Source organism: Rhodococcus sp. C26F (assembly GCF_053345925.1).
Window position 1 is genome coordinate 143,797 of record NZ_JBKFBA010000005.1, and the last position, 22,077, is coordinate 165,873.

A 22,077-nucleotide genomic window follows, 5' to 3' on the forward strand; every position below is an offset into this window, starting at 1 on the left:
CCGAGTTCGGCGCGCAGCCGTCCCGAGGACCCTCCGTCGTCGGCGACGGTCACCACGGCGGTGACCCGGTCGGTGAGGCGCCGGACGGCACTGAGCGTCGCGTACAGGCCGTGTCCGCCACCGAGAGCGGTGATCGCGGGGCCGGGGACCGCCCCGGAGCTCGGAGCGCTCTCGGAGTACGGCGTGCTGTCGGAGTCGGGAGTCTCGGCGGCGTTCACTCGCGCCCCAGATCCCGGTGCACCACGTTCACCGTCAGATCCGGTGCCTGCTCGAGGCGTGCGGCGAGGGCCTCGGCCATCGCCACGCTCCGGTGTTTCCCTCCGGTGCAGCCCACTGCAATCGTCATGTAGCGCTTCCCCTCCCGACGGTAACCGGCGGTCGTCAGATCGAGCAGCCGGTGATAGGTGGCGAGATAGTCCTCGGCACCGTCGCGGGAGAGTACATAGTCGCGCACCGCCGCGTCCTGCCCGGTGTGCGGCCGCAGTTCGGCGATCCAGTGGGGGTTCGGCAGGAACCGCACGTCGCACACGACGTCGGAATCCATGGGCAGGCCGTACTTGAAGCCGAACGACTCCACGGTCACCCGGATGGTGTCGGATGCGGCGTCGCCGAAGGCCGCATCGATCTTGCGACGCAGATCGGGCCCGGACAGCGCGGACGTGTCGATGACGAGGTCGGCCGCGGCCTTGACGGGAGCGAGCTGCTCGCGTTCGACGGCGATGCCGTCGGTGAGCGTGCGGTCGGCCGTGTCGGACTGCAGCGGATGGCTGCGGCGTACCTGCTCGAACCGCCGGACGAGCACCGAGTCGGCGGCTTCGAGGAAGAGCACCCGGGTGTTGACCGGGCGGACCGCCAGATCGGTGACCACGCGTTCGAGGTCGCCGGTGAACAACCGGCTGCGCACGTCCATCACCACGGCGAGGCGTTGCAGCGGAGGTTCGGCCTGCACCGCGAGATCGATCATCGACAGCACCAACTGGGGCGGGAGGTTCTCCGCGACGTACCACCCGAGATCCTCGAGGGCGGTCGCCGCAGTACTCAGTCCGGCTCCGGACAGGCCGGTGACGACGATGACCTCGGCCTGCGCCGGCCGTTCCCCGTCGACACCCTGTTCCGAACCGTCCGCCATCCCCGGGATCCGACCCACTTCGGTCACTGTTCCGACTCCGCTCGTACTCCCGACACGCCGACGGAGCCATCATCGCCTACCGGCGTGTCGCCCGCATCCGCGGCAGTCGGGTCACCCGCAGGTGCCGCAGCCGGATCGCTCGCATCCGCGACGGTCGGGGCGTCGGTGTCCTGCGGCGACTCGGCCGGAGCCGGTACGTCGCCCCGCAGCGCCGCGAGGACGGCTTTCGCCGTGGCCTGCCCGATCCCGGGCACCGCGGTGATCTCCTCGACGCTCGCCTCGCGTAGCCGCGCGACCGACCCGAAGTGGGTGACGAGCGCCTTGCGTCGGGTGTCGCCGAGTCCACGGACCCCGTCGAGAGCGGAGGCGGTCATGCGCTTGGACCGCTTGCTGCGGTGGTAGGTGATCGCGAAACGGTGTGCCTCGTCGCGGATGCGCTGCAGCAGGAACAGCGACTCGCTGGTGCGCGGAAGGATCACCGGGTCCTCCTCCCCCGGCACCCACACCTCCTCGAGACGCTTCGCGAGCCCGACGACCGCGACATCCGTGATGCCGAGTTCGTCGAGGACCTCGGCCGCGGCCGCGACCTGCGGCGCACCACCGTCGACGACGAACAGGTTCGGCGGGTAGGCGAACCGGCGCGGACGGCCCGTCGCCGGGTCCAGTGCTGCTTCGGGCGCGAGGTCCCCGCCGTCGCCGCCCTCCGGAACGGATCCGTCCGAATCGGCCTGTCGGGCGAGGTCGCGGTTGTGGCGGAGGAAACGCCGGCGGGTGACCTCGGCGATCGAGGCGACGTCGTCGGAGTGCCCGTCGCCGGCGGCGTGCTTGATGGCGTAGTGCCGGTAGTCGGACTTGCGGGGCAGCCCGTCCTCGAAGACGACCAGCGATGCGACGACGTCGGTGCCCTGCACGTGGCTGATGTCGACACACTCGATACGCAGCGGCGCCGAGTCGAGGTCGAGGGCGTCCTGGATGCCCTGCAACGCCGCCGATCGGGCATTGAAGTCGCCCGCGCGCCGCAGCTTGTGCTGGGCGAGTGCTTCCTTGGCGTTGCGCTCGACCGTGTCGGCCAGTGCCTTCTTGTCGCCGCGCTGCGGGATGCGCAGACGCACGGGACCGCCGCGCAGACGCCCGAGCCAGCGGCTCATCTCGTCCGGGTCGGGCGGCAGGGCGGGGACGAGCACCTCGCGCGGCACGGCGCTGGTGGCGTCCGCGTCGTCGGTGCCGAGCGCGGCCTCCTCGCCGTAGAACTGGGTGAGGAACTGTTCGACGAGCAGCGAGAGTTCTTCGGCGTCGTCGGTCCCCTCGGCGGCCTCGACGCCTTCGACGTCGCGGTCCTCGGGACGGTCGAGCACGTCGCCGGACTTCTCGACGACCCAGCCCCGCTGACCCCGCACGCGACCGCCGCGCACATGGAAGACCTGGACGGCCACCTCGAGGTCGTCGCCCGCGAACGCCACGAGGTCGGCGTCGGTGCCGTCGCCGAGCACGACGGCCTGCTTCTCGAGGGCCTTGCGCAGCGCACCCAGATCGTCGCGCAGGCGAGCTGCGGTCTCGAAGTCGAGTTCCTCCGCGGCGGCCTGCATCCGCTTCTCGACATCGCGGACGAGCTTGTCGGTGCGACCGGCGAGGAAGTCGCAGAAGTCCTCGACGATGCGGCGATGTTCGTCGGCGGAGACGCGTCCGACGCACGGCGCGGAGCACTTGTCGATGTAGCCGAGCAGGCACGGGCGGCCGATCTGCGCGTGCCGCTTGAAGACCCCGGCCGAGCACGTGCGCGACGGGAACACCCGCAGCAGCAGGTCGAGGGTCTCGCGGATCGCCCAGGCGTGCGAGTAGGGACCGAAATAGCGCACGCCCTTGCGGCGCGGCCCGCGATAGACGAACAGGCGGGGATATTCCTCGTTCAACGTGACCGCGAGCATCGGGTACGTCTTGTCGTCGCGGTAGCGGACGTTGAACCGCGGATCGAACTCCTTGATCCAGTTGTACTCGAGTTGGAGTGCCTCGACCTCGGTGCGCACCACCGTCCACTCGACCCGGCCCGCGGTGGTCACCATCTGACGGGTGCGCGGATGCAGCGAGGCGATGTCGGCGAAGTACGAGTTCAGGCGGGACCGGAGATTCTTCGCCTTGCCGACGTAGACGACCCGGCCGTGCGGGTCGCGGAACTTGTAGACCCCCGGCTCCGTGGGAATGGAACCGGGGGCTGGGCGATATGTCGAGGGGTCGGGCACAGGTCCAGGCTAGTCGTCGCCCCTGACGGCTCCGCCGTCGTCGTTGCGTCTGACGGCTCCGCCGTCGTTGTTGTCGCTGACGGCTCCGCCGTCGTCGTTGTCGCTGACGGCTCCGCCGGTGTAGCGGGACTCCAGTTCGCGGAAACGCTCGAGCGCGTCCACAGCGCGTTCCCCGTCGCGCGCCTGGATGGCGACGACGGGCACGTACTCGTCGAACGGCAGCTCGAGGCGGGCCCAGGGGGCGCCGTGGTCGAAGAACAGCCCGCGCACGTCGGTCCACGGGATGTGTCGTTCGGCGACCACGTTGCGGACGGAGACGCCGTCGGCCCCCGCCCGCAGCCGTGGGCGGGTGAACAGCAGGACGCCTCCGGTGAGCACGACACCGATGGCGAGGATCGCGATCTGGTCGACGACCCGCAGGTTCACGCCGGTGTCGCCGCCCCCGCGGAGCACGAGCGCCGCGAAGATGTGGATGGCCATGACGACGACCGCCGCTACGACGACCCAGCGCCGCATCTTCTCCGGGCGTACCTCGAGATCCCAGCCGGTCTCGTCGCGGGTCAACGCGCCGCCTTCCGCAGCCGCCGCAGGGTCACGGCGGTGTCGAGCGCGGCCGCGCAGGCCTGGCCGCCCTTGTCCTCCGCGGAGCCGGGCAGACCGGCGCGGTCGCGGGCCTGCTGTTCGGTGTCGGTGGTGAGGACACCGTTGCCCACCGGGGTGCCCTCGTCGAGCGCGATCCGGGTGAGGCCGTAGGTCACGGCCTCGCACACGTACTCGAAGTGCGGCGTGCCGCCGCGGATCACCACGCCGAGCGCGACGACCGCGTCGTGGGTGCGGGCGAGCTGCTGCGCGACGACGGGAAGCTCGATCGCTCCGGCGACCCGCTCGAGGGTGACGTCGGTGACGCCCGCCTGTTCGGCGACACGCTGTGCGCCGGCGATGAGGGCGTCGGAGATCTCGGTGTGCCAGCGACCGGCGACGATCGCGAGGCTCAGCCCTGCGGCGTCCGCGAGCTGCAGGTCGGGCAGGCCTTCGCCGCTCATCAGGCGTCTCCCTCGTCGAACTCGTCGAGACCGATCAGGTCGTGGCCCATGCGATCGCGCTTGGTGCGCAGGTACGAGATGTTCTCGCGGTTCGCGCGCAACGGCATCGGGACACGCTCGGTGATCTGCAGGCCGTAGCCGTCGAGACCGACGCGCTTGGCCGGGTTGTTGGTCAGCAGCCGCATCGACGAGATACCGAGGTCGACGAGGATCTGAGCGCCGATGCCGTAGTCGCGGGCGTCGGCGGGCAGGCCGAGTTGCAGGTTGGCGTCGACGGTGTCGGAGCCGGAGTCCTGCAGCTGGTAGGCCTGCAGCTTGTGCATCAGGCCGATGCCGCGTCCCTCGTGGCCGCGCATGTAGAGCACGACGCCGCGGCCTTCCTCGGCCACCATCTCGAGGGCGGCGTCGAGCTGCGGACCGCAGTCGCAGCGCAGCGACCCGAAGACGTCGCCGGTCAGGCATTCGGAGTGCACGCGCACGAGCACGTCGGAGCCGTCGCCGTCCGGGCCGGCGATGTCGCCGCGGACGAGCGCGACGTGTTCGACCTCGTCGTAGATGCTCTGGTAGCCGACGGCCGTGAAGTCGCCGTGCCGGGTGGGGATGCGGGCCTCGGCGACGCGCACGACGTGCTTCTCGTGCTTGCGGCGCCACGCGATGAGATCCGCGATCGAGATCAGGGCGAGTTCGTGTTCGTCGGCGAAGACCCGCAGTTCGTCGGTGCGCGCCATCTCGCCTTCGTCCTTCTGCGAGACGATCTCGCAGATGACGCCGGCCGGTCGCAGGTCGGCCATGCGCGCGAGGTCGACGGCGGCCTCGGTGTGCCCGGGCCGGCGCAGGACGCCGCCCTCCTTGGCGCGCAGCGGCACCACGTGACCGGGACGCGTGAAGTCCTGGGCGGTGGAGTTCGGGTCGGCGAGCAGCCGCATGGTGGCGGCGCGGTCGGACGCGGAGATACCCGTGCCGATGCCTTCCCTCGCGTCGACGGTGACCGTGTAGGCGGTGCCGTGCTTGTCCTGGTTGACGCTGTACATGGGAGGCAGACCGAGACGGTCGCAGTCCTCGCCGTCCAGGGGCACGCACAGGTACCCGGATGTGTAGCGGACCATGAACGCCACGAGTTCCGGCGTTGCCTTCTCCGCGGCGAAGATGAGGTCGCCCTCGTTTTCACGGTCTTCGTCGTCGACCACGACGACCGCCTTACCGGCGGCGATGTCGGCGACCGCGCGCTCGATGGTGTCGAACCTCGTCACTTCCCTGGACTCCAACTCTCGTATCCGGACGACTCGTGCTCCGCGTCCACTGTCGATCTCCACAGTACGACGCGTCAGCGCGCGTTCTGCAGGCGCTCCACGTACTTGGCGATCACGTCGACCTCGAGGTTGACGAGGGTGCCCGGCTCGGCGGTGCCGAGCGTCGTCAGCGACAGGGTGGTCGGGATGAGCGAGATCTCGAACCACTCCTCCCCGCGTTCCCCTCCGAGACCCGATACCGTCAACGAGACACCGTCGACGGTGATCGATCCCTTTTCGACGACGTAGCGGGAGATTTCGGCCGGGAGCGAGATGCGCACCACGGTCCAGTTCTCCGAGGGTGTGCGGGAGACGACGGCGCCGGTGGCGTCGACGTGGCCCTGCACGAGGTGGCCGCCGAGGCGGCTGTTCAGCGCGGCGGCGCGTTCGAGGTTGACGGAGCTGCCGAGCGTGAGTTGTCCGAGCGACGACCGGTTCAGCGTCTCCTGCATCACATCGGCGGTGAAGGACCCGCCGTCGAGGACGTCGACGACCGTCAGGCACACCCCGTTGACCGCGATCGAATCGCCGTGCTTGGCGTCGGAGGTGACCAGCGGTCCGCGCACGGTGAAGCGTGCCGCGTCGGCGAGGTCCTCCTTCGCGACGATCTCACCGAGTTCCTCGACTATGCCGGTGAACATGTTCCGCTCCTTAGCTCCCGATCCGCGACCGGGTCCGATTCGGTTGTCCCGGTCCGGGACGAGTGTCAGTTGTCCCGGTCCGGGACGAGTGTCAACAGAATGTCCGAGCCGACGGTCTCGACCCGTTCCCGGCGGAACCGTAGCGCGTCGGAGATCGTGCCCACCCCGGCGTCCTCCACGGCGGCCTCGCCGGCTCCGAGCACGACGGGCGCCAGGTAGGCCTGGATGCGGTCGACGCAGCCCGCTGCGAGGAAGGCGCCCGCGAGCCGGGGGCCGCCTTCGAGCAGCACGTCGGGTCGATCGCCGAGCGCGTCGAGCACCTCCCCGATGTCGTGGGTGCGCAGCACCAGCGTCGGCGCCGCGTCGTCGAGAACCCTTGCGGAGGTGGGGATCTCACGCATACCGATGACGACCCTCAGCGGCTGGTGCGGCGCGAGTTCGCCGTCGGGCAGACGGGCGGTCAACCACGGGTCGTCGGTGAGGACGGTGCCGGTTCCGACGATGATGGCGTCGAGCCGGCTGCGCTGGTCGTGCACGCGAGCACGCGATTCGGGACCGGAGATCCACTTGCTCGTGCCGTCGGCGGCCGCGCTGCGACCGTCCATCGACGCGGCGTACTTCCACGTCACGTGCGGCCGGCCGGTGTGTTGCCGGTGCAGCCATGCCCGCAGCGGGCCGCGGGCGACGGCCTCGGCACCGAGACCGGGATGCACGGTGATGCCCGCGGCACGGAGGGTGTCGGCGCCTCCCCCGGCGACGGGATTCGGATCGGCGACGGAGTAGTACACCGTCGCGATCCCCGCCTCGATGAGGGCCTGCGCGCACGGGCCGGTGCGGCCGGTGTGGTTGCACGGTTCGAGGGTGACGACGGCGGTTCCGCCGCGCGCGCATTCGCCCGCGGCCTCGAGTGCCCGGACCTCCGCGTGTGGACCGCCGGGTGGTGCGGTGGCCCCGACACCTGCCACCGCGCCGTCCGCGTCGAGGATCACCGCTCCGACAGGTGGGTTGGGGCTGGTCGTGCCCCGCACGGCCTCCGAGGCGTCGAGCGCGAACTGGAGGGCTTCGGCGATCTCGGGTGCGGTCACGGCGCGAGCGTCAGGTGCGGGGACGCAGCCCCGGCCTGCGCCCGCAGTTTGCGGACCGCCTCACCGGGATCGGCGGCGCCGTAGACGGCGGACCCAGCGACGAAGCAGTCCACACCCGCTTCCGCGGCGGCCTCGATGGTGTCGGTGTTGATGCCACCGTCGATCTCGACGAGCAGACGCAGTTCACCCGAGTCGACCAGACGACGCACCTGACGGGCCTTGTCGAGGACGTCCGGGATGAAGGACTGACCACCGAAGCCAGGCTCGACGCTCATGACGAGCAGCGTGTCGAATTCCTTCAGGATCTCGAGATAGGGCTCGATGGGGGTGCCGGGCTTGACGGACAGCCCTGCCTTGCCGCCGGCCGCGCGGATGTCGCGGGCCACGGCGACCGGGTCGTCGGTCGCCTCCGCGTGGAAGGTGACGTTGTGGGCACCGGCTTCGGCGTAGGGCGGAGCCCATCGACCGGGGTTCTCGATCATCAGGTGACAGTCGAGCGGGATGTCGGTCGCCTTCAGCAGCGACTCGACGACCGGGAGACCGAGCGTCAGGTTCGGAACGAAATGGGCGTCCATGACGTCGACGTGGAGCCAGTCGGCACCGGCGACGGCCTGCGCCTCGTCGGCGAGACGAGCGAAATCCGCGGACAGGATGGACGGAGCGATCATCGGGTGGGCCACAACCGACGAGTCTAGTCGGCGCCCTCCACCGGGTCGGACCTGCGTCGCACCCGCCGCACGCAGCCGAACCCGGCCGGGAATTTCCGATCTCGGGCGCATTGGTGCCATCAAGTGGCCGTAATACCCGGAAGGCTGGCAGTCACCCGACCGAAAGGATCATCGTGACCGCTCTCCATCACCGCGAATCCCTCCCTCCCCGTCCGGACGGATCGAACACCGTCGACACCTTCCTGATCTCCGACGGCGCAACCGAACTCGTCGACTTCCTCATCGCCGTCTTCGAGGCCGAGGAGGTGCCCGAAGCGCGCACCCTCGACCACGACGGGCTCCTCCTCCACTCGGAGGTGCGGGTCGGCGACTCCGTGCTCGTGGTCGCCGACCGGAAACCGGACTGGCCCTTCACCCCCGCCTTCGTACGGGTCCACGTGCACGACGTCGATGCCGTCCTCGAACGCGCCACGCAGCACGGCGCGGCGATCGTCACACGGCCGACGGACTTCTTCGGCGATGTCCTCGCGCGGTTCTCGGATCCGTCCGGCAATCTCTGGTGGATCCAGCGGCACGATCCCGGCGCCGACACATCCGCGTGGACGGACGATGCGGCAGCGGACGAGTCGGCGGACTGGTCGAACGTTGCGAGTCCGGAGCTCGGGTACATCCACTCGACACTCACCGAAGCCGTTCGTACCCTGCGGGATCCACGGTCTCGCGCGGTGTGACCGGCGGTTGTCGGACCGGTGCCGCGGGTCGTCAGACCACGCGGGCGAGGGCGTCGAAACGATCGATGTCCTCGCGGTGGCAGACGTGGCTTCCGGCGGTGAGCAGTGCCGCGGTGCCGCAGGCGATCCCGAGAGCAAGCGCGTCCCGCAACGATCGTTCCTGCAGCAGTCCGACGACGAGTCCGGCGACCATGCTGTCGCCGGCNNNCGGCGCTGCGCACCTTGGCCGCCAGGGCCGGCACCCGCACGGCCTCGTCGGCGGTCGCCATGATCGCCCCGTCTGCGCCGAGCGAGACGACCACGATCTCCGTGACACCGGAGGTGACGAGTTCGCGCGCGGCCGCGATCTGCTCGTCGTCGGTGGCCAGCTCCCGCCCGGTCCACTCGCACAACTCGTCCAGGCTCGGTTTGACGAGGTAGGCACCCGAATCGATGCTGGTCAGCGCATCGCCCGACGAGTCGAGGACGAACCGCGCGCCGGCCTCGTGCGCCGCCGCGGCGATGCGTCGGACGAACGTGCCGGGTACACCGGGCGGGAAGCTGCCGCTCGCCACCACGTACTTCGCTCCTTCGGCGACCTTCTCGAGCGTCGTGAGGCAGCGTTCCTGCTCCTCGTCCGTCAGCTCGGGACCGGGTGTGACGAAACGGTATTCCTGACCGCTGCGACGGTCGATCGCCGTGAAGCACTCGCGGGTGGACCCGGCGATGGGGACGATGTGTTCCTCGACATCGTCGTCGTCGAGCAGACCGCTCATCTGTTCACCCCGCGCACCACCGGCCGGATAGACGGCAGCAGCCGAGGCACCGAGCACGCGCGCGACCTTCGCGACGTTCACTCCTCCCCCGCCGGCGTCGTAGAACGGCTCGTCGCAGCGGAGCTTGCGGGTGGGCACCACCGCGTCGGTGAAGGTCGTGACGTCGAGTGCCGGGTTCATGGTCAGGGTGACGATCTCGGGCATGACCGGAACCCTATTCGGACCCACCCGCCGGCGCGCGGAACTTCTGGTCACGCCGCCGGCGCCCGGTGCTTGCGCTTCTTCGCCCGGCCCTTGCTGCGACTCGCCACGGCGGAGCCGAGCATCAGCAGACGCATGGACCGCGCCGCGGCGTCGACGAGCAGGTCGTGACCGTTGGCGACGGCGTCCTCGAGACGCATCGGGACGGGGATGATCGACGCGATCGCGCCGATCCCGACGTCGTGGACATCGCGCGCCCCCTCGCCGAGCGATCCGGCGATGGCGAGCACCGGAACGCCCGCACGCTGGGCGCGGCGGGCGACCTCCGCAGGTACCTTGCCGCGCGGGGTCTGGAAGTCGATGCTGCCCTCGGCGGTGATGATCAGGTCGGCACGCGCGATCAGGGAGTCGAGATCGATACCTGACAGGCCGCTGTCGAGCAGCACATCGAACCGGGAGGCGATCCGGGCGCCGATGCCCGCGGCCAGACCGGCACCGAGGCCGCCTGAAGCGCCGGTGCCCGCCCCGAACCGCACATCCAGCCCGTGTGCCCGCCCGTCCCGCTCGAGCACCTTCGCCCAACGCTCCAGAGCAGTGGACAGCTCTTCAACCTGCGCGGGTGTCGCACCCTTCTGCGGGCCGAAGACCCGAGCGACGCCGGTCGGCCCGCACAGGACGTTGTGGACGTTGCAGGCCAGGACGATCTCGGTGTCGGCGAGCGCCGGGTGCAGATCGTCGAGATCGAGACGCGCGGCGCGCGCGAGGTGCCGTCCCCCGTCGGGCAGTTCGTGGCTGTCGGCGTCGAGGATCCGGGCGCCGAGTGCTTGCAGTGCCCCGGCTCCGCCGTCGCTGGTGCCCGAGTCGCCGCAGCCGATGACGATGCGGCGGATGCCGTCGTCGAGTGCCGCGGCAATAAGTTCACCGACCCCGCGGGTGGTGGTGGCACCGGGATCACGGCGATCGGCGGGTACGAGGCGCAGGCCGGCGGCCGAGGCCATCTCGACGACCGCCGTCCCGCGGGTGGCACCGCCGAGACGCGCCCAGCTCGCCCGCACCGGCTCGCCGACGGGACCGGTCACGGTGACCGGGACGAGCGTGCCGCCGGTGGCCTCGGCGAGGATCTCGGCGGTGCCCTCCCCACCGTCCGGAACGGGCACGAGGTCGACGGCGGCGCACGGCAGAGCCCGGCGGACTCCCGCACCGATCGCGGCGGCGACGCCGGGCGCGTCGAGACTCTCCTTGAAACCGCTGGGTGCGACGAGCACGCGATGAGGAACCTTCAACGCCATGACGACTCCGATCGTGGAACGGGACAGACCGTGGAACGGGACAACGGGGGGAACGGAACAGGGATCAGACGAACAGCGACAGGCCGAGCAGCGGCCAGACGAACCACGCGAACAGCAGGACCAGCGCGGCGAGGAGCGGACCCAGCCACGCCGCCAGGCGCAGCAGATCCGAGGTCGAGTAGGTGGGGGTGCCGGGCACGTCCGCGAACAGCGTCACGGGCTTGGCCGACGACGGCAGGGTGTGGCAGAAGCCTGCGGCGGCCGTCGAGACGAAGGCCGCGGCGAGCGGATCGACACCGACGCTCGGCGCGAGTGCCACCACCACGGGAACGAGAACGGCGGAGCGGGCCGAGCGCGACTGGATGACCAGGTGCGCCGCGGTCGAGATCACGACCACGACGATCACGAACAACGGACCGGCACCTTCTCCGCGCGAGGTCAGCGGACCGAAGGCCGTCGATGCGAGCCAGTCCGCCGCACCGCTCGTCGTCAGCGCGGTACCGATCGACAGCGTCGCTGCCATGAACAGCAGCAGGGGCCACGGCACGGTCTTCAGTGCGGGCGCGAGGCGCACGGAGCCGTACCGCGGGGAGGTCGCGACGAGCGCACCGAGCAGCGCCACCACCGCCGGGTGGATGCCATGGACGGGTTCGGTGCACCACAGCACCATCACCACGGCCAGCAGGAGTGCGGCGCGGGATTCGGCGACGGAGAGCGGCCCGGAGACCGGGGTGTCGGTCTGCGCACCGATGTCGGCGGCGGTGACGGTGAGACGTCCGCGCCGATCGTCGGCGGAGGTGAACAGCAGCAGCACCAGCTCGGCGGCGGCGTGCGACGAGACGATCGCCAGCGGCAGGCCGAGGATCATCCAGGTCGCGAAGTCGAATCCGGTGCCGGTCGCGGTGACCAGGATCTGCGAGGTGATCAGGTGAGCGCCGGCGCCGAGCAGCGACGCCACCGCCGACAGCAGGATCACCGTGGGGAAGAGCAACGCGAGTGCCCGCACCAGTCGTGGCCGGTCGGCGAGGACCGTCGCGAGCGCCACGAACACCGGGAGCACCAGCGCGGCGCGACCGGAGGTCGACGGGACCGCGAACGCGGTGACGATCAGCGCGGCCGTCACCAGGTGCACGAGCGCCCGCGGGCTGCACGCCCCCGTCACCAGGAAGGCCGCGCCGCGCGTCGCCAGACCCGACGACGCCACACCGGAGGCGATCACGAAGGCGGACAACAGGAGCCACACGACGTCGTCGCCGAGGGTCGCGAACAGTGCCTCCGCGTCGATGACACCGACGACCGTGAGGGCCGCGGCAGCGCCGAGCGCCACATAGGTGTCGTCGATCCTCGTGAACACCCACAGCCAGACGGCCACGGCGAACACGATCATGGTGACGGCGGCCGGAGGCGTCAGGTGGGGGTCGGTGCGCGTGAGATACACGAGGAGACCGACAGTGCCGGCGAGGATCCCGACCGCGACGATCCGGCCGGGCGTCGGGACGGTGTGTCTGCGCGGCGGACGCTGCTGCGGCGCAACGGTGCTCGGCGGGACGGTGGCGTGGAAGGTCATCGCAACCGGTACCCCGCTCCGCGGATCGTCTCGACCCGGTCTCCCCCGATCTTGTTGCGCAGCGCGCGCACGTAGACGTCGACGACGTTGGACGCGGGATCGAAGTCGTATCCCCACACGTGCCCGAGGATCTGTTCGCGGGAGAGCACCTGCCCGCGGTGACGCAGAAAGACCTCGAACAGTGCGAACTCGCGGCTGGTGAGATCGACGCTCTCCCCGGCGATCTCGGCGCGCCGGGCCCGCAGGTCCAGGGCCATGTCGCCGTCGCGGATCACCGCTGCCGGATCGGCCGCAGAGCTGCTGTCGCCGATCCGCAGCCGGATGCGGGCGAGCAGTTCGGCGAACTGGAACGGTTTGCTCACATAGTCGTTGGCGCCGCCCTCGAGCCCCGCGACGGTATCGGTGACGCTGTCCCGCGCGGTCAGCACGATCACCGGGGTCCGCACACCTTCACCGCGCAGCCTCTCGAGGACGGTGAAGCCGTCCATGCGGGGCAACCCGATGTCGAGGATCACCAGATCGAAGGCGCCGCTGCGAGCGAGCATCAGGGCGGTCTCGCCGTCGGTGGCGTCGGTGGTGGTGTATCCCGCTGCGCGCAGCCCCTTCTCGAGGAAGGCGGTGATGCGGGTGTCGTCTTCGGCGATGAGGATTCTGCTCACTGCGATGCGATCCTTCGGGTGTCGGCTGCGCCAGGGGAACCGGTCGTGCCGGTCGTGCCGGCTGTGCCGGTCGTGCCGGTGGTTCCTGCGGGGTCTCGTAGTGGGAGGTCGATGCCGAAGGTCGCGCCGTGCCCGACCGTGCTCTCGACCCAGGCCGAGCCGTGGTGCGCATCGGCGATGGCGCGGACGATGGCGAGTCCGAGACCCGCCCCGCCTCGTTCGGCGGCGGGTCCGTGCCGGTCACCGGGGACGGTGCGTCCGCGGCGGAAGCGTTCGAAGATGCGTGCCGCGTCGTCCGGTGCGACCCCGGGTCCGGTGTCCCGGACCCAGATCCGGAGGTGCTCGGTGCCGTCGTGCTCGACGAAGACGGATCCGAGTTGGATGACGTCCCCAGGGTGGGTGTGAGTGACGGCATTGGTCGCGTACTGCAGCACGGCCTGGGTGACGCGTTGGGCGTCGATGTCGGCCGTGCCCTCGGCGATCTCCATGAGCTGCCAGTCGCGGGTGCCGAGCATCTGCGCCTTGGCCTCGACGTCGAGCATGAGGTCGGTGACGTCGACCGGTCGTCGTTGCACGAAGTCGGGGCGCTCGGCCTTGGCGAGGACGAGCAGGTCGGTGACGATCCGCGCCATCCGGTCGAGTTCGTCCTCGACGAGCCGGATCGTCTCCTCGCGTGTCGCGTCGTCGGCGTGACCGAGATCCATGAGTTCGAGGTGCCCGCGGATCACGGTGATCGGTGTCCGCAGTTCGTGGCCGGCGTCGTCGACGAACTGCTGCTGCGTGGTGTAGGCCTGTTCGAGGCGGTCGAGCATCGAGTTGAAGGTCTGGGCCAAGGCGGCGATGTCGTCGCGTCCGTGCACGGGCACCCGACTCGTCAGATCCTTCTCGCCGATGGCGGCGGCCACCTCGCGCACCTGGCGGATCGGGGCGAGGATCTGCCCCGCGACCAGCCAGCCGATGATCGCCGTGAGACCGAGGCCACCGATCGCGACCAACCCGATGGTGCGGGCGGTGTCGGCGACCTTCGCGCGCTGCTCGGCGGTGAACACGGCGACGATCAGTGCGCCCCGGTCGTCTCCGGAGGTGACGTCGGCGCGGGCCCAGCGCATCTGTCCACCGTCCACCTCGTGGACGCCCGAGCCGGTGGGGGCGTTGAGGATGCGCTCGAACAGCACACCGTCCTCGGTGAGGTTCGCCGGCAGGTCGGGCCGGTCCACCGCGATACGGCGGTCGAAGAGCAGCGAACCGTCGACGACGCCGACGATCACCTCGCCCTCCGAGGTGTGCTGGCGGTTGAGATAGACCTCGAGCATCCGCTCCACGGAGGTGAACGGGAACGTCGTGGTGGGGTCGACGCCCTCGGCGGCGAATGCCCGGAATTCCTCGATCTCCTGGGTGATGTCGGCATTCGCGTCACGGTCGACGTGGTTGAGGAGCAGCACTCGCGCGGTGACGACGACGGCGACGAGCGCGACGGCCGTGGTCAGCAGGATCCAGCTGAGGATGCGCCACCGGGCAGGGAACGCGGATCCGCGACCGGGGTGAGGGATGCGAAGGTGACCGGTGCGCTGCGTCCCGGCCGGCTTCCCGGACTCAGTCGTCATCGTCGTCCCAGGCGTCGTCCCCGCTGTCGTCGCCGTCGTCGTCCCGGTCGTCGTCGTCCCAGTCGTCGTCCCACTCGACCTGAGGGGTCGGCAGGGGCTGACGCGCGACGTCGGACCAGCCCGGATCGGGAACCGGGGCCGGAACGACGGCAGGCGGGGATGTCTGCGTGTCGGGGACCGACGGTGCGGACGCCGACTCCTGCTCGGGTTCGGGTCGTACCTCGGGCGCCTCGGCCCCGGGGGACGGCGCCGCGGGCTCGGTCGTGGTCGGCACGACGGAGACGGTGACCGATGCATCACCGATCTCGGGGGAGCCCGCCGGTCGTGTCAGGGCCTGGCTCCCCCACGCGAGGGCCGCCGGGATCAGCAGCAGCGCTGCGATCACGAGCATGCGTTTCATCACCGGCATGGAGAACAGCATCCTGCACCGGAGTGAATCGATCGTGAAGACCGGATGAGAAGACTTTCATCTTCCCCGGCGCCGGACACGACGATCCGTGTCCGGCGGTCGCGATCAGCGCTCGGGTTTACGCAGCGCAGCCATGAACATGGCGTCGGTGCCGTGGCGGTGCGGCCAGAGCTGGACTCCCGGCCCCTCCCCGACCTGCGGCACGCCGGGGACGAGTTCGCGGGTGTCGAGCTGTTCGACACCGTGGCGGCGCACCGCGTCGGACACGACGGCGACGGTCTCCGAGACGTGCGGTGAACACGTCGAGTAGAGCACCACACCACCGGGACGCAGCAGTCCGATCGCCGATGCGAGCAGTTCCTTCTGCAGCCGCACGAGTTCGGCGACGTCGCCGGGTTGCCGTCGCCACCGCGCCTCGGGACGCCGACGCAACGCGCCGAGTCCCGTGCAGGGTGCGTCCACGAGGATCCGGTCGTAGCCCGGTTCGAGTCCGGGCTCGCGCCCGTCGGCGATGTGCACGGTCACCGGCAGGTCGCGGGCGGTCTTGCGGACCAGTTCCGCGCGGTGGTCGACCGGTTCGACCGCGTCGACGGCGAACCCGTCGATCGCGGCGATGGCGCCGAGCAGCGCCGCCTTTCCGCCCGGTCCCGCGCACAGGTCGAGCCAGCGGCCCCGGTCCTCGCCGATGAGGGGTGCGAGGGTGAGGGCACGTGCGACGAGCTGGCTGCCTTCGTCCTGGACCGCGGCCATGCCTTCGCGGACGGGTTCGAGGCGGCCGGGGTCGCCGTGCTCGAGGTGCACCGCATAGGGCGACCACGGTCCGATCTCACCGCCGGTGACGAGCGCGAGTTCTTCCGCGGTGATGACCCCGGGGCGGGCGACGAGGTGGACGATCGGGCGCGCGTCGTCGGCGGCGAGGACGTCGGCGAGTTCGGAGGCATCCGATCCGAGCGCGTGGGCGAACGCCTGCGCGATCCACAGGGGGTGGGCGTACCGGAAGGCCAGGTGACCCACCGGGTCGCGGTCCGGGTCGGGGGCGAGCAGCGTGATCCACTCCTCCTCCGAACGCTCACCCACACGACGAAGCACCGCGTTGACGAAACCTGCTCGGCCCGCTCCGAATTCGGCCCGGACGAGGTCGACGCTCGTGGCGACGGCGGCGTGCGGGGCGACGCGCGTGCGCAGCAACTGGTAGGCGCCCAGACGCAGCACGTCGAGCAGCGCACCGTCGATCTCGTCGACGGGACGGTTCGCGGCGTCGGCGATCACGGCGTCCAGCAGGCCTCGCGCGCGGGCCGCGCCGTAGGTGAGTTCGGTGGCCAGGGCGGCGTCGCGCGCGTCGAGATGCCGCTCCCGGAGCAGCGACGGGAGAACGAGATTGGCGTAGGCGTCCCGTTCGCGCACGGCGCGCAGCACGTCCCGCGCGGCGACGCGAGCGGGGTCGGCGGGTGGCTTCGACGGTCGGCGGGTGTGTTCGGACGCCGGATTGCGGTTCGGCTTCCCTCCGCCGTTGCGTCCCCCGCGGCCTGCGGGGTTCCGTCCTCCGGGATTGCGCTTGCCCCGCGGGGGCCTGCCGGATTCGCTCATCGCGCACGCACCTTCGGGTCGAGACGGGCGCCGCGCGCCCAGTCCGTGGCTGCCATCGCCTTCTTCCCGGGCGGTTGCACCGTCCCGAGCCGGACGGCAGTGGTAGCGGTACCGACGAGCACGCCGTCCTTGCGGATGTCGAGCTCACCGGGTTCGAGGGTCTCGTCGGTCACCGTCACGGGACCGATCTTCACGCGCAGGTCGCCGATCATCGTCCACGCTCCCGGAGCGGGGGTGACGGCGCGGATCCGCCGGTCGACGACATGTGCGGGGAGGGTCCACTGCACCTGGGCGGCCTCGACGGTGACCTTGGAGGCGTGCGAGACACCGTCGGCCGGCTGCGGTGCGGGTGTGAGGATGCCGTCCTCGAGGCCGTCGAGGGTGGATTCGAGCAGCGTCGCACCGGCCTCGGCGAGGCGGCCGAGCAGGTCGCCGGCGGTGTCGGTGGGACGGATCGTCTCGGTGACGACGCCGTAGACCGGACCGGTGTCGAGGCCGGCCTCGAGCCGGAAGGTGCTCGCTCCGGTGATCTCGTCACCGGCAGCGATCGCCGCCTGCACGGGCGCCGCGCCGCGCCAGGCGGGCAGCAGCGAGAAATGGAGGTTCACCCATCCGTGCACAGGGATGTCCAGGACGTCCTGCGGGATCAGGGCGCCGTAGGCCACCACGGGGCAGCAGTCGGGTGCGAGTTCGGTCAGTCGCGCGACGAACTCGGGGTCGCGCGGAGAGCGCGGCGTGAGGACCTCGATGCCGTGTTCGTCGGCGATCTGCCCCACGGCGGATCGCACGACCTTCCGGCCGCGACCGGCGGTGGTGTCGGGGCGGGTGACCACCGCAACGACCTCGTGGCGTGACTCGATGAGGCGGAGCAGCGACGGGACAGCGGGTTCCGGTGTTCCCGCGAAGACCACGCGCATGTCAGAGCACCGCCGAGCAGGAGGTGGGGTGCGCGGCGTGTGGACTGTGCGGGGATTTCACGGATGCTGCTCCAGTTTTCGACGGCGAGGACCTCTCACAGTCTAGGGAGTCGACGTCGTGCGACCTGCATCACCGCGCCGGGTAGCCGCTTCACCGATGTCGCTGCCGTAACGGGGTGGAGCTCAGGTGTTGGACTGGAGGATCAGTTCGGGGATACCGGTGCCGAGCGCGACGGTGGTGCACTCCCCGATCGCGTACCGGCCGGGGTCGAGCGCGTGCCGCGCGAGCTGCAGAGAGAAGGGGTCGTAGACCATGTTGAAGTGACCGGTCAGGTCCTGCGGGCACAGCTCCTGGATCACGTGGTTGACGGCGCCCTCACCATGGAGTGCGACATTGCCGGCGGGCTGGATGACCTCGTCGACCTCGCTACCGATGGTCGTGTAGCGCACGCCGGGCACGGTGTCGGTGGGTGTGTTGAGTTCGGTGAGCAGTTCCGACCCCTGAAGCTGCTGCACGAGGGCGACGGAGAACTCGCCCTCGACGATGTCGGTCGCTCCGGGCAGCGCGGCGAAGGCGGCCCCGATGCCGTAGAAGGTGCCTCCGTAGCTCGGCGACGCGATCCCCACCCACCGGTCGACGACCTCGGCACCCCCGAGTTCGTTGATGTAGTAGCGGGCCACCGTGGCTCCCTGTGAGTAGCCGACGACGTCGACCTCCTCCGCACCGGTGGCGTCGAGGACCTCGGTGACGAACTCACCGAACTGTGCTGCGGAGACGCGGATGTCGCCCGTGCCGTAGTCCTCGGCACCGTCGGCGAACCCGTAGTTCAGGGCGAATACGCACCAGCCTGACGCGGCGAGCAGCGGTGAGAGAGCAGCGAAGTCGGAGTAGGCGTTGGAATCGGTGCCGTGCGCGAGCACCACCGGACGAGGGTGCTCCTCGGACGGCACGCACGCGAAGTCGTTGCTACCGGCGGGGGCGACATCGGGGTTGTTCTCGGCGTATTCGGCCGCTTCGGCGTGCCCGGTGGCCACCGGTCCCGCCGGGACGGGCACGCTGCTGTACGACCCTTCCCCGAGACCGAGGATCGGTCCGTCGTCGGACGGGAGCGGCTGCGCCGCCGCTGCGCCCGCAGTCAGTGCCGCTGCACCCACAGTCAGCATCGCGACGACACACGCTCCGACGACACCACCGACACTCCGCCCGGCACCCATTCGTCCGCCCTCTCCTCCTGTGCCTCCCCGGCACCTACGGAAGAGATCGGTCACAATCACCGGCTCTGTTACTGTGACAAATAATATCCCCGGCAACGCGTGTCGCTGTCGTCCGTATGTACGACAGCAGCCAACGGGTCTTGCGCTCGGTCCATGCCGGATCGACACTGGGAACAGCCTCCGTCGACGGAAACTCCACGGTGCGAACACGGTGTCCCCCACCGTCCTCGCAGATTCCGGCCTGCGCTCCGCAGGTCTCGTTGCTCGTCGATCCCCGGGAGTCGTCATGATCACCGATCCCGACGGACCCGCCGATACCCGAATCATGGGAATCGTGCACTCCGCCCTCCGCCGCGACCTCCTCCGCATCGAGGTCGCCACCTCGACGAAGACATGGCAGGAGACCCACCGAGTGGCTCTCGCCGACCACGTGTTGTGGATGATGGATTTCCTTCACCATCACCACGAGTCCGAGGACCGTGGGCTCTATCCGCGTGTGGTGCAGTGCAATCCCGACGCGGCACCGCTCGTGGAGAGGATGAACGCCGACCACCGCACCATCGAGCCTGCGATCGTCACAGTCGAGGAGGCGGCACGCGATTTCCGCGCCGACCACCCCGGCTCCGGCGAAGCACTCGGTGCAGCACTGTCCCGCTTGTCCGAGGTTCTGCTCCCCCATCTCGAACGTGAGGAGCGGGAGATGATGCCACTGGTCTCGACCAGCATCACCGACGCGCAGTGGCGCGCGTGGGACCAGGAGTTCAATATCGAGCCGAAGGGGATGCAGCAGCTCGGCAAGGAAGGGAACTGGCTCATCGACGGTCTCGACGACTCCTCGCGCAATCACGTCGTGCACCTCGTGCCGCCCGTACCGCGTTTCGTCCTGCTGCACATCCTCGGCATACGACATCGCCACGACTTCGCGGCGCTGTGGAAGGGTACGGACGCCGCATCCATTCCGTCGCAACCGATTCCGAAAGCGGCCTAGGCCGACAGCGGAGATCCGCGCCCCCTCCGCGGCCGGGTCAGCCGATACGCGGCGGATCCACCTGAACCCGCAGCGGACCGTCCGCGCGACGCGCCGTGCGGGTGGCCTGGGCGTCGCGCAGGGCGCGACCGAGTGCGCGACCGCGCTCGCGTGCGACCCGCACGATCATCCGGTGCACGTCCTCCGGTTCGGGTCCTTCGGATCCGAACGGCAGTCGTTGCCCCGGCGGTAGCGGCACGGGCCCGAGCACCTCGGCTCCATCGGGCAGGTGTGTGGCCTCGAGCAGTTCGGCGACAGCCGCGGACGACCCATCGATCGCGGCCATGTGGACCGCGGGCGGGAAACCGACCTCGGCTCGTTCGGAGACCTCGGACTGGGCGTGTCCCACGGGATCCCAACGCACGAGCGCCTGCACGGTGGGGATCCCGGAATCGGCGACGACCACGACCTGTCCCCCGTCGGCGAACGACCGTACGAGCGCCGATGCGGTGAGCCAGCGGCGCATCGTCTCCTCGGTGGCGCGCAGATCGGCACGGCCGAGCAGGGCCCACCCGTCCAGGAGCAGCGCCGCCCCGTAACCGCCCTCGGCGACGGGTTCGGCGCCCACGGTGGAGACGACGAGCGACGCCGAACCGGGCACGGTGTGCTTGACGTCGTTGCCGCCGGAGGTCACGACCGGCACGCCCGGGAAGGCACGGCCCAGTTCTTCGGCGGTGCGAGCCGCCCCGACCACCACGGCCCGCAGCGAACGCGCACCGCACGCGTGGCAGCGGTGACGCGCATCGGCGACACCGCACCAGCGGCATGCCGGGATCGCGGCACCGTCGGGACCGGCCGCCGTGGGCAGTGCGAGCGGGCCGTTGCAGTGCCGGCAGCGGGCGGGTGCCCGGCACTTTCCGCACGCGAGCGCGGGCACGTATCCGCGCCGCGGTACCTGCACGAGCACCGGACGGTCGACCGCGAGGGCGGATCGGGCGGCGGCGAACGCGATGGCAGGCAGTCGCGCGGCACGCGCGGCCGGATCCCGTGCGAGTGCGTGGTCGCTGTCGGCGAGGGCCGTGACCTTCGGCGCGCACGCCCGTACGACGTCGCGGGGTGCCACGAGATCGTGTGCCCAGCCGGCCTCGACGAGCGCCTGGGTCTCCGCGGTGCGGGCGTGCCCGGCGATCACGATGGCGGCACCGACCGCGTGGGCGCGCAGAGCAGCCACTTCGCGGGCGTGCGGATACGGGGACCGTGGTTCGCAGTGCAGGTCGTCGCCGTCGTCCCATACCACGAGGAGCCCGAGATCGGGGTTCGGGGCGAAGACGGCGGCCCGGGTCCCGACGACGATGCGCGCGGATCCGCGCAGCGCCGCAAGCCAGCGTCGATACCGTTCGGCCGGTCCGAGGCCGGCGGCGAGGCCGACGACGTGATCGGCCCCGGCGACGTCTGCACACGCCTTCACGAGACGGTCGAGGTCGCGCTGGTCGGGAACGACGAGCACGGCCGCCTTCCCCGAGGCGAGGGTCAGTGCGGCGAGTTCGGCGAGCCGTCGGGGCCAGTCCTCACCGGGCAGCGCCTGCCAGGCCGCGCGCGGGGCGCGGCCGCCGCCGAGCGCTTCGAGGAAGTTCTCGCCGTGCCGGTACCGGCCCCACGCGGCGGGATCGATCTCCGGAACAGGCGGAGGTTCCGGTGTGCGCGGCGCCTCGGCTTCGACACGTGCGTGTCGCGGAGGTACCGCCAGACGCAGCACGTCGGCCCGGGTCCCGGCATAGCGGGTCGCGACTTCCTCTGCCAGAGCAGCGATCTCGGGCGTGAGGACCTGCTCGGACGAGACGACGCGGTCGAGTCGGCCGAGCTTGCCGGTGTGATCGCTCGTCGCGGCGCGTGCGAGCAGGAAACCGTCGACGAGACGTCCGGCGAAGCGGACGCGGACGCGGACGCCCGGGCGGGCGTCCGCGTCCAGGTCGCGCGGGATCAGGTAGTCGAACTCCCGGTCGAGGTGCGGAACCGGTAGCAGCGGGAGAACCCGCGCAACCGGATCGACCTCGGCGGCGTCGAAATCAGCAGCCACCCGGGCC

At 70.6% G+C, this 22,077-nt stretch carries 19 protein-coding genes and 2 pseudogenes (1 of these 21 only partly in view); 2 read left to right on the top strand and 19 right to left on the bottom strand.

Features of this window, described 5'->3' with window-relative positions:
- The 9 genes and pseudogenes from ACLBYD_RS08990 to rpe form a co-directional block, all read right to left on the bottom strand.
- Positions 1–218 (bottom strand): annotated as a pseudogene (locus tag ACLBYD_RS08990) (gluconeogenesis factor YvcK family protein) (it extends 858 nt beyond the left edge of the window).
- Complete coding sequence (gene rapZ / locus ACLBYD_RS08995) at positions 215–1,129, bottom strand: RNase adapter RapZ (RefSeq protein WP_447816227.1); 915 nt, start codon at positions 1,127–1,129, stop codon at positions 215–217. The pseudogene ACLBYD_RS08990 and the gene rapZ overlap by 4 nt, the downstream one beginning before the upstream one ends.
- 23 nt (positions 1,130–1,152) lie before the next feature.
- A complete protein-coding gene (uvrC, locus tag ACLBYD_RS09000) occupies positions 1,153–3,366 on the bottom strand; it encodes an excinuclease ABC subunit UvrC (protein WP_447816152.1) in 2,214 nt (737 codons plus the stop codon).
- Positions 3,367–3,375: 9 nt separating this feature from the next.
- Positions 3,376–3,930, bottom strand: coding sequence for a PH domain-containing protein (locus tag ACLBYD_RS09005; protein ID WP_447816153.1), 555 nt, complete (start codon positions 3,928–3,930; stop codon positions 3,376–3,378).
- Positions 3,927–4,409: a 6,7-dimethyl-8-ribityllumazine synthase gene (gene ribH / locus ACLBYD_RS09010; RefSeq protein WP_447816154.1), complete on the bottom strand. Its 483-nt coding sequence runs from the start codon at positions 4,407–4,409 to the stop codon at positions 3,927–3,929. The genes ACLBYD_RS09005 and ribH overlap by 4 nt, the downstream gene beginning before the upstream one ends.
- Positions 4,409–5,659 carry a bifunctional 3,4-dihydroxy-2-butanone-4-phosphate synthase/GTP cyclohydrolase II gene (locus ACLBYD_RS09015; protein WP_447816155.1) on the bottom strand — a complete coding sequence of 417 codons (1,251 nt, stop codon included), beginning with the start codon at positions 5,657–5,659 and terminating at the stop codon, positions 4,409–4,411. Before ACLBYD_RS09015 ends, ribH begins: the two co-directional genes overlap by 1 nt.
- A 74-nt stretch (positions 5,660–5,733) precedes the next feature.
- Positions 5,734–6,339, bottom strand: coding sequence for a riboflavin synthase (locus ACLBYD_RS09020; protein ID WP_060653234.1), 606 nt, complete (start codon positions 6,337–6,339; stop codon positions 5,734–5,736).
- Positions 6,340–6,404: 65 nt separating this feature from the next.
- Positions 6,405–7,424 (bottom strand): bifunctional diaminohydroxyphosphoribosylaminopyrimidine deaminase/5-amino-6-(5-phosphoribosylamino)uracil reductase RibD, encoded by a 1,020-nt coding sequence (gene ribD, locus ACLBYD_RS09025; RefSeq protein ID WP_447816156.1) that lies wholly within the window; start codon positions 7,422–7,424, stop codon positions 6,405–6,407.
- The gene (gene rpe, locus ACLBYD_RS09030) at positions 7,421–8,104 is read right to left on the bottom strand and encodes a ribulose-phosphate 3-epimerase (RefSeq protein ID WP_060653315.1); all 684 of its coding nucleotides are present in this window, start codon (positions 8,102–8,104) and stop codon (positions 7,421–7,423) included. Before rpe ends, ribD begins: the two co-directional genes overlap by 4 nt.
- 425 nt (positions 8,105–8,529) lie before the next feature.
- On the opposite strand from rpe, the gene ACLBYD_RS09035 reads away from it, so the two are divergent.
- Positions 8,530–8,823 carry a VOC family protein gene (locus tag ACLBYD_RS09035; RefSeq protein WP_447816228.1) on the top strand — a complete coding sequence of 98 codons (294 nt, stop codon included), beginning with the start codon at positions 8,530–8,532 and terminating at the stop codon, positions 8,821–8,823.
- Between the two features lie 31 nt (positions 8,824–8,854).
- On the opposite strand, the pseudogene ACLBYD_RS09040 reads toward ACLBYD_RS09035, so the two are convergent.
- From ACLBYD_RS09040 to ACLBYD_RS09080, 9 genes and pseudogenes are all read right to left on the bottom strand, one after another.
- Positions 8,855–9,782 (bottom strand): annotated as a pseudogene (locus tag ACLBYD_RS09040) (1-phosphofructokinase family hexose kinase).
- A gap of 47 nt (positions 9,783–9,829) precedes the next feature.
- The gene (locus ACLBYD_RS09045) at positions 9,830–11,068 is read right to left on the bottom strand and encodes a glycerate kinase family protein (protein WP_447816157.1); all 1,239 of its coding nucleotides are present in this window, start codon (positions 11,066–11,068) and stop codon (positions 9,830–9,832) included.
- Between the two features lie 64 nt (positions 11,069–11,132).
- Positions 11,133–12,635: an SLC13 family permease gene (locus ACLBYD_RS09050; protein ID WP_447816158.1), complete on the bottom strand. Its 1,503-nt coding sequence runs from the start codon at positions 12,633–12,635 to the stop codon at positions 11,133–11,135.
- Positions 12,632–13,294 (bottom strand): response regulator transcription factor, encoded by a 663-nt coding sequence (locus ACLBYD_RS09055; RefSeq protein ID WP_060653230.1) that lies wholly within the window; start codon positions 13,292–13,294, stop codon positions 12,632–12,634. Before ACLBYD_RS09055 ends, ACLBYD_RS09050 begins: the two co-directional genes overlap by 4 nt.
- Positions 13,291–14,898: a sensor histidine kinase gene (locus ACLBYD_RS09060; protein ID WP_447816159.1), complete on the bottom strand. Its 1,608-nt coding sequence runs from the start codon at positions 14,896–14,898 to the stop codon at positions 13,291–13,293. The genes ACLBYD_RS09055 and ACLBYD_RS09060 overlap by 4 nt, the downstream gene beginning before the upstream one ends.
- Positions 14,888–15,307 carry a hypothetical protein gene (locus ACLBYD_RS09065; RefSeq protein ID WP_447816160.1) on the bottom strand — a complete coding sequence of 140 codons (420 nt, stop codon included), beginning with the start codon at positions 15,305–15,307 and terminating at the stop codon, positions 14,888–14,890. The genes ACLBYD_RS09060 and ACLBYD_RS09065 overlap by 11 nt, the downstream gene beginning before the upstream one ends.
- 105 nt (positions 15,308–15,412) lie before the next feature.
- A complete protein-coding gene (locus ACLBYD_RS09070) occupies positions 15,413–16,894 on the bottom strand; it encodes an RsmB/NOP family class I SAM-dependent RNA methyltransferase (RefSeq protein WP_447816161.1) in 1,482 nt (493 codons plus the stop codon).
- Positions 16,891–17,811 (bottom strand): methionyl-tRNA formyltransferase, encoded by a 921-nt coding sequence (gene fmt / locus ACLBYD_RS09075; RefSeq protein ID WP_447816162.1) that lies wholly within the window; start codon positions 17,809–17,811, stop codon positions 16,891–16,893. Before fmt ends, ACLBYD_RS09070 begins: the two co-directional genes overlap by 4 nt.
- A gap of 183 nt (positions 17,812–17,994) precedes the next feature.
- Entirely contained in the window at positions 17,995–19,026 is a 1,032-nt protein-coding gene (locus tag ACLBYD_RS09080) for an esterase/lipase family protein (RefSeq protein ID WP_447816163.1), read from the bottom strand.
- 286 nt (positions 19,027–19,312) lie between these two features.
- Here ACLBYD_RS09080 and ACLBYD_RS09085 point away from each other — a divergent pair, with 286 nt between their 5' ends.
- Positions 19,313–20,014 carry a hemerythrin domain-containing protein gene (locus tag ACLBYD_RS09085; RefSeq protein WP_447816164.1) on the top strand — a complete coding sequence of 234 codons (702 nt, stop codon included), beginning with the start codon at positions 19,313–19,315 and terminating at the stop codon, positions 20,012–20,014.
- Between the two features lie 37 nt (positions 20,015–20,051).
- Here the strand turns inward: ACLBYD_RS09085 and ACLBYD_RS09090 are convergent, their stop codons facing one another.
- On the bottom strand, positions 20,052–22,070 hold the full coding sequence (locus tag ACLBYD_RS09090) for a primosomal protein N' (RefSeq protein ID WP_447816166.1): 2,019 nt from the start codon (positions 22,068–22,070) through the stop codon (positions 20,052–20,054).
- Positions 22,071–22,077 lie beyond the last annotated feature (7 nt).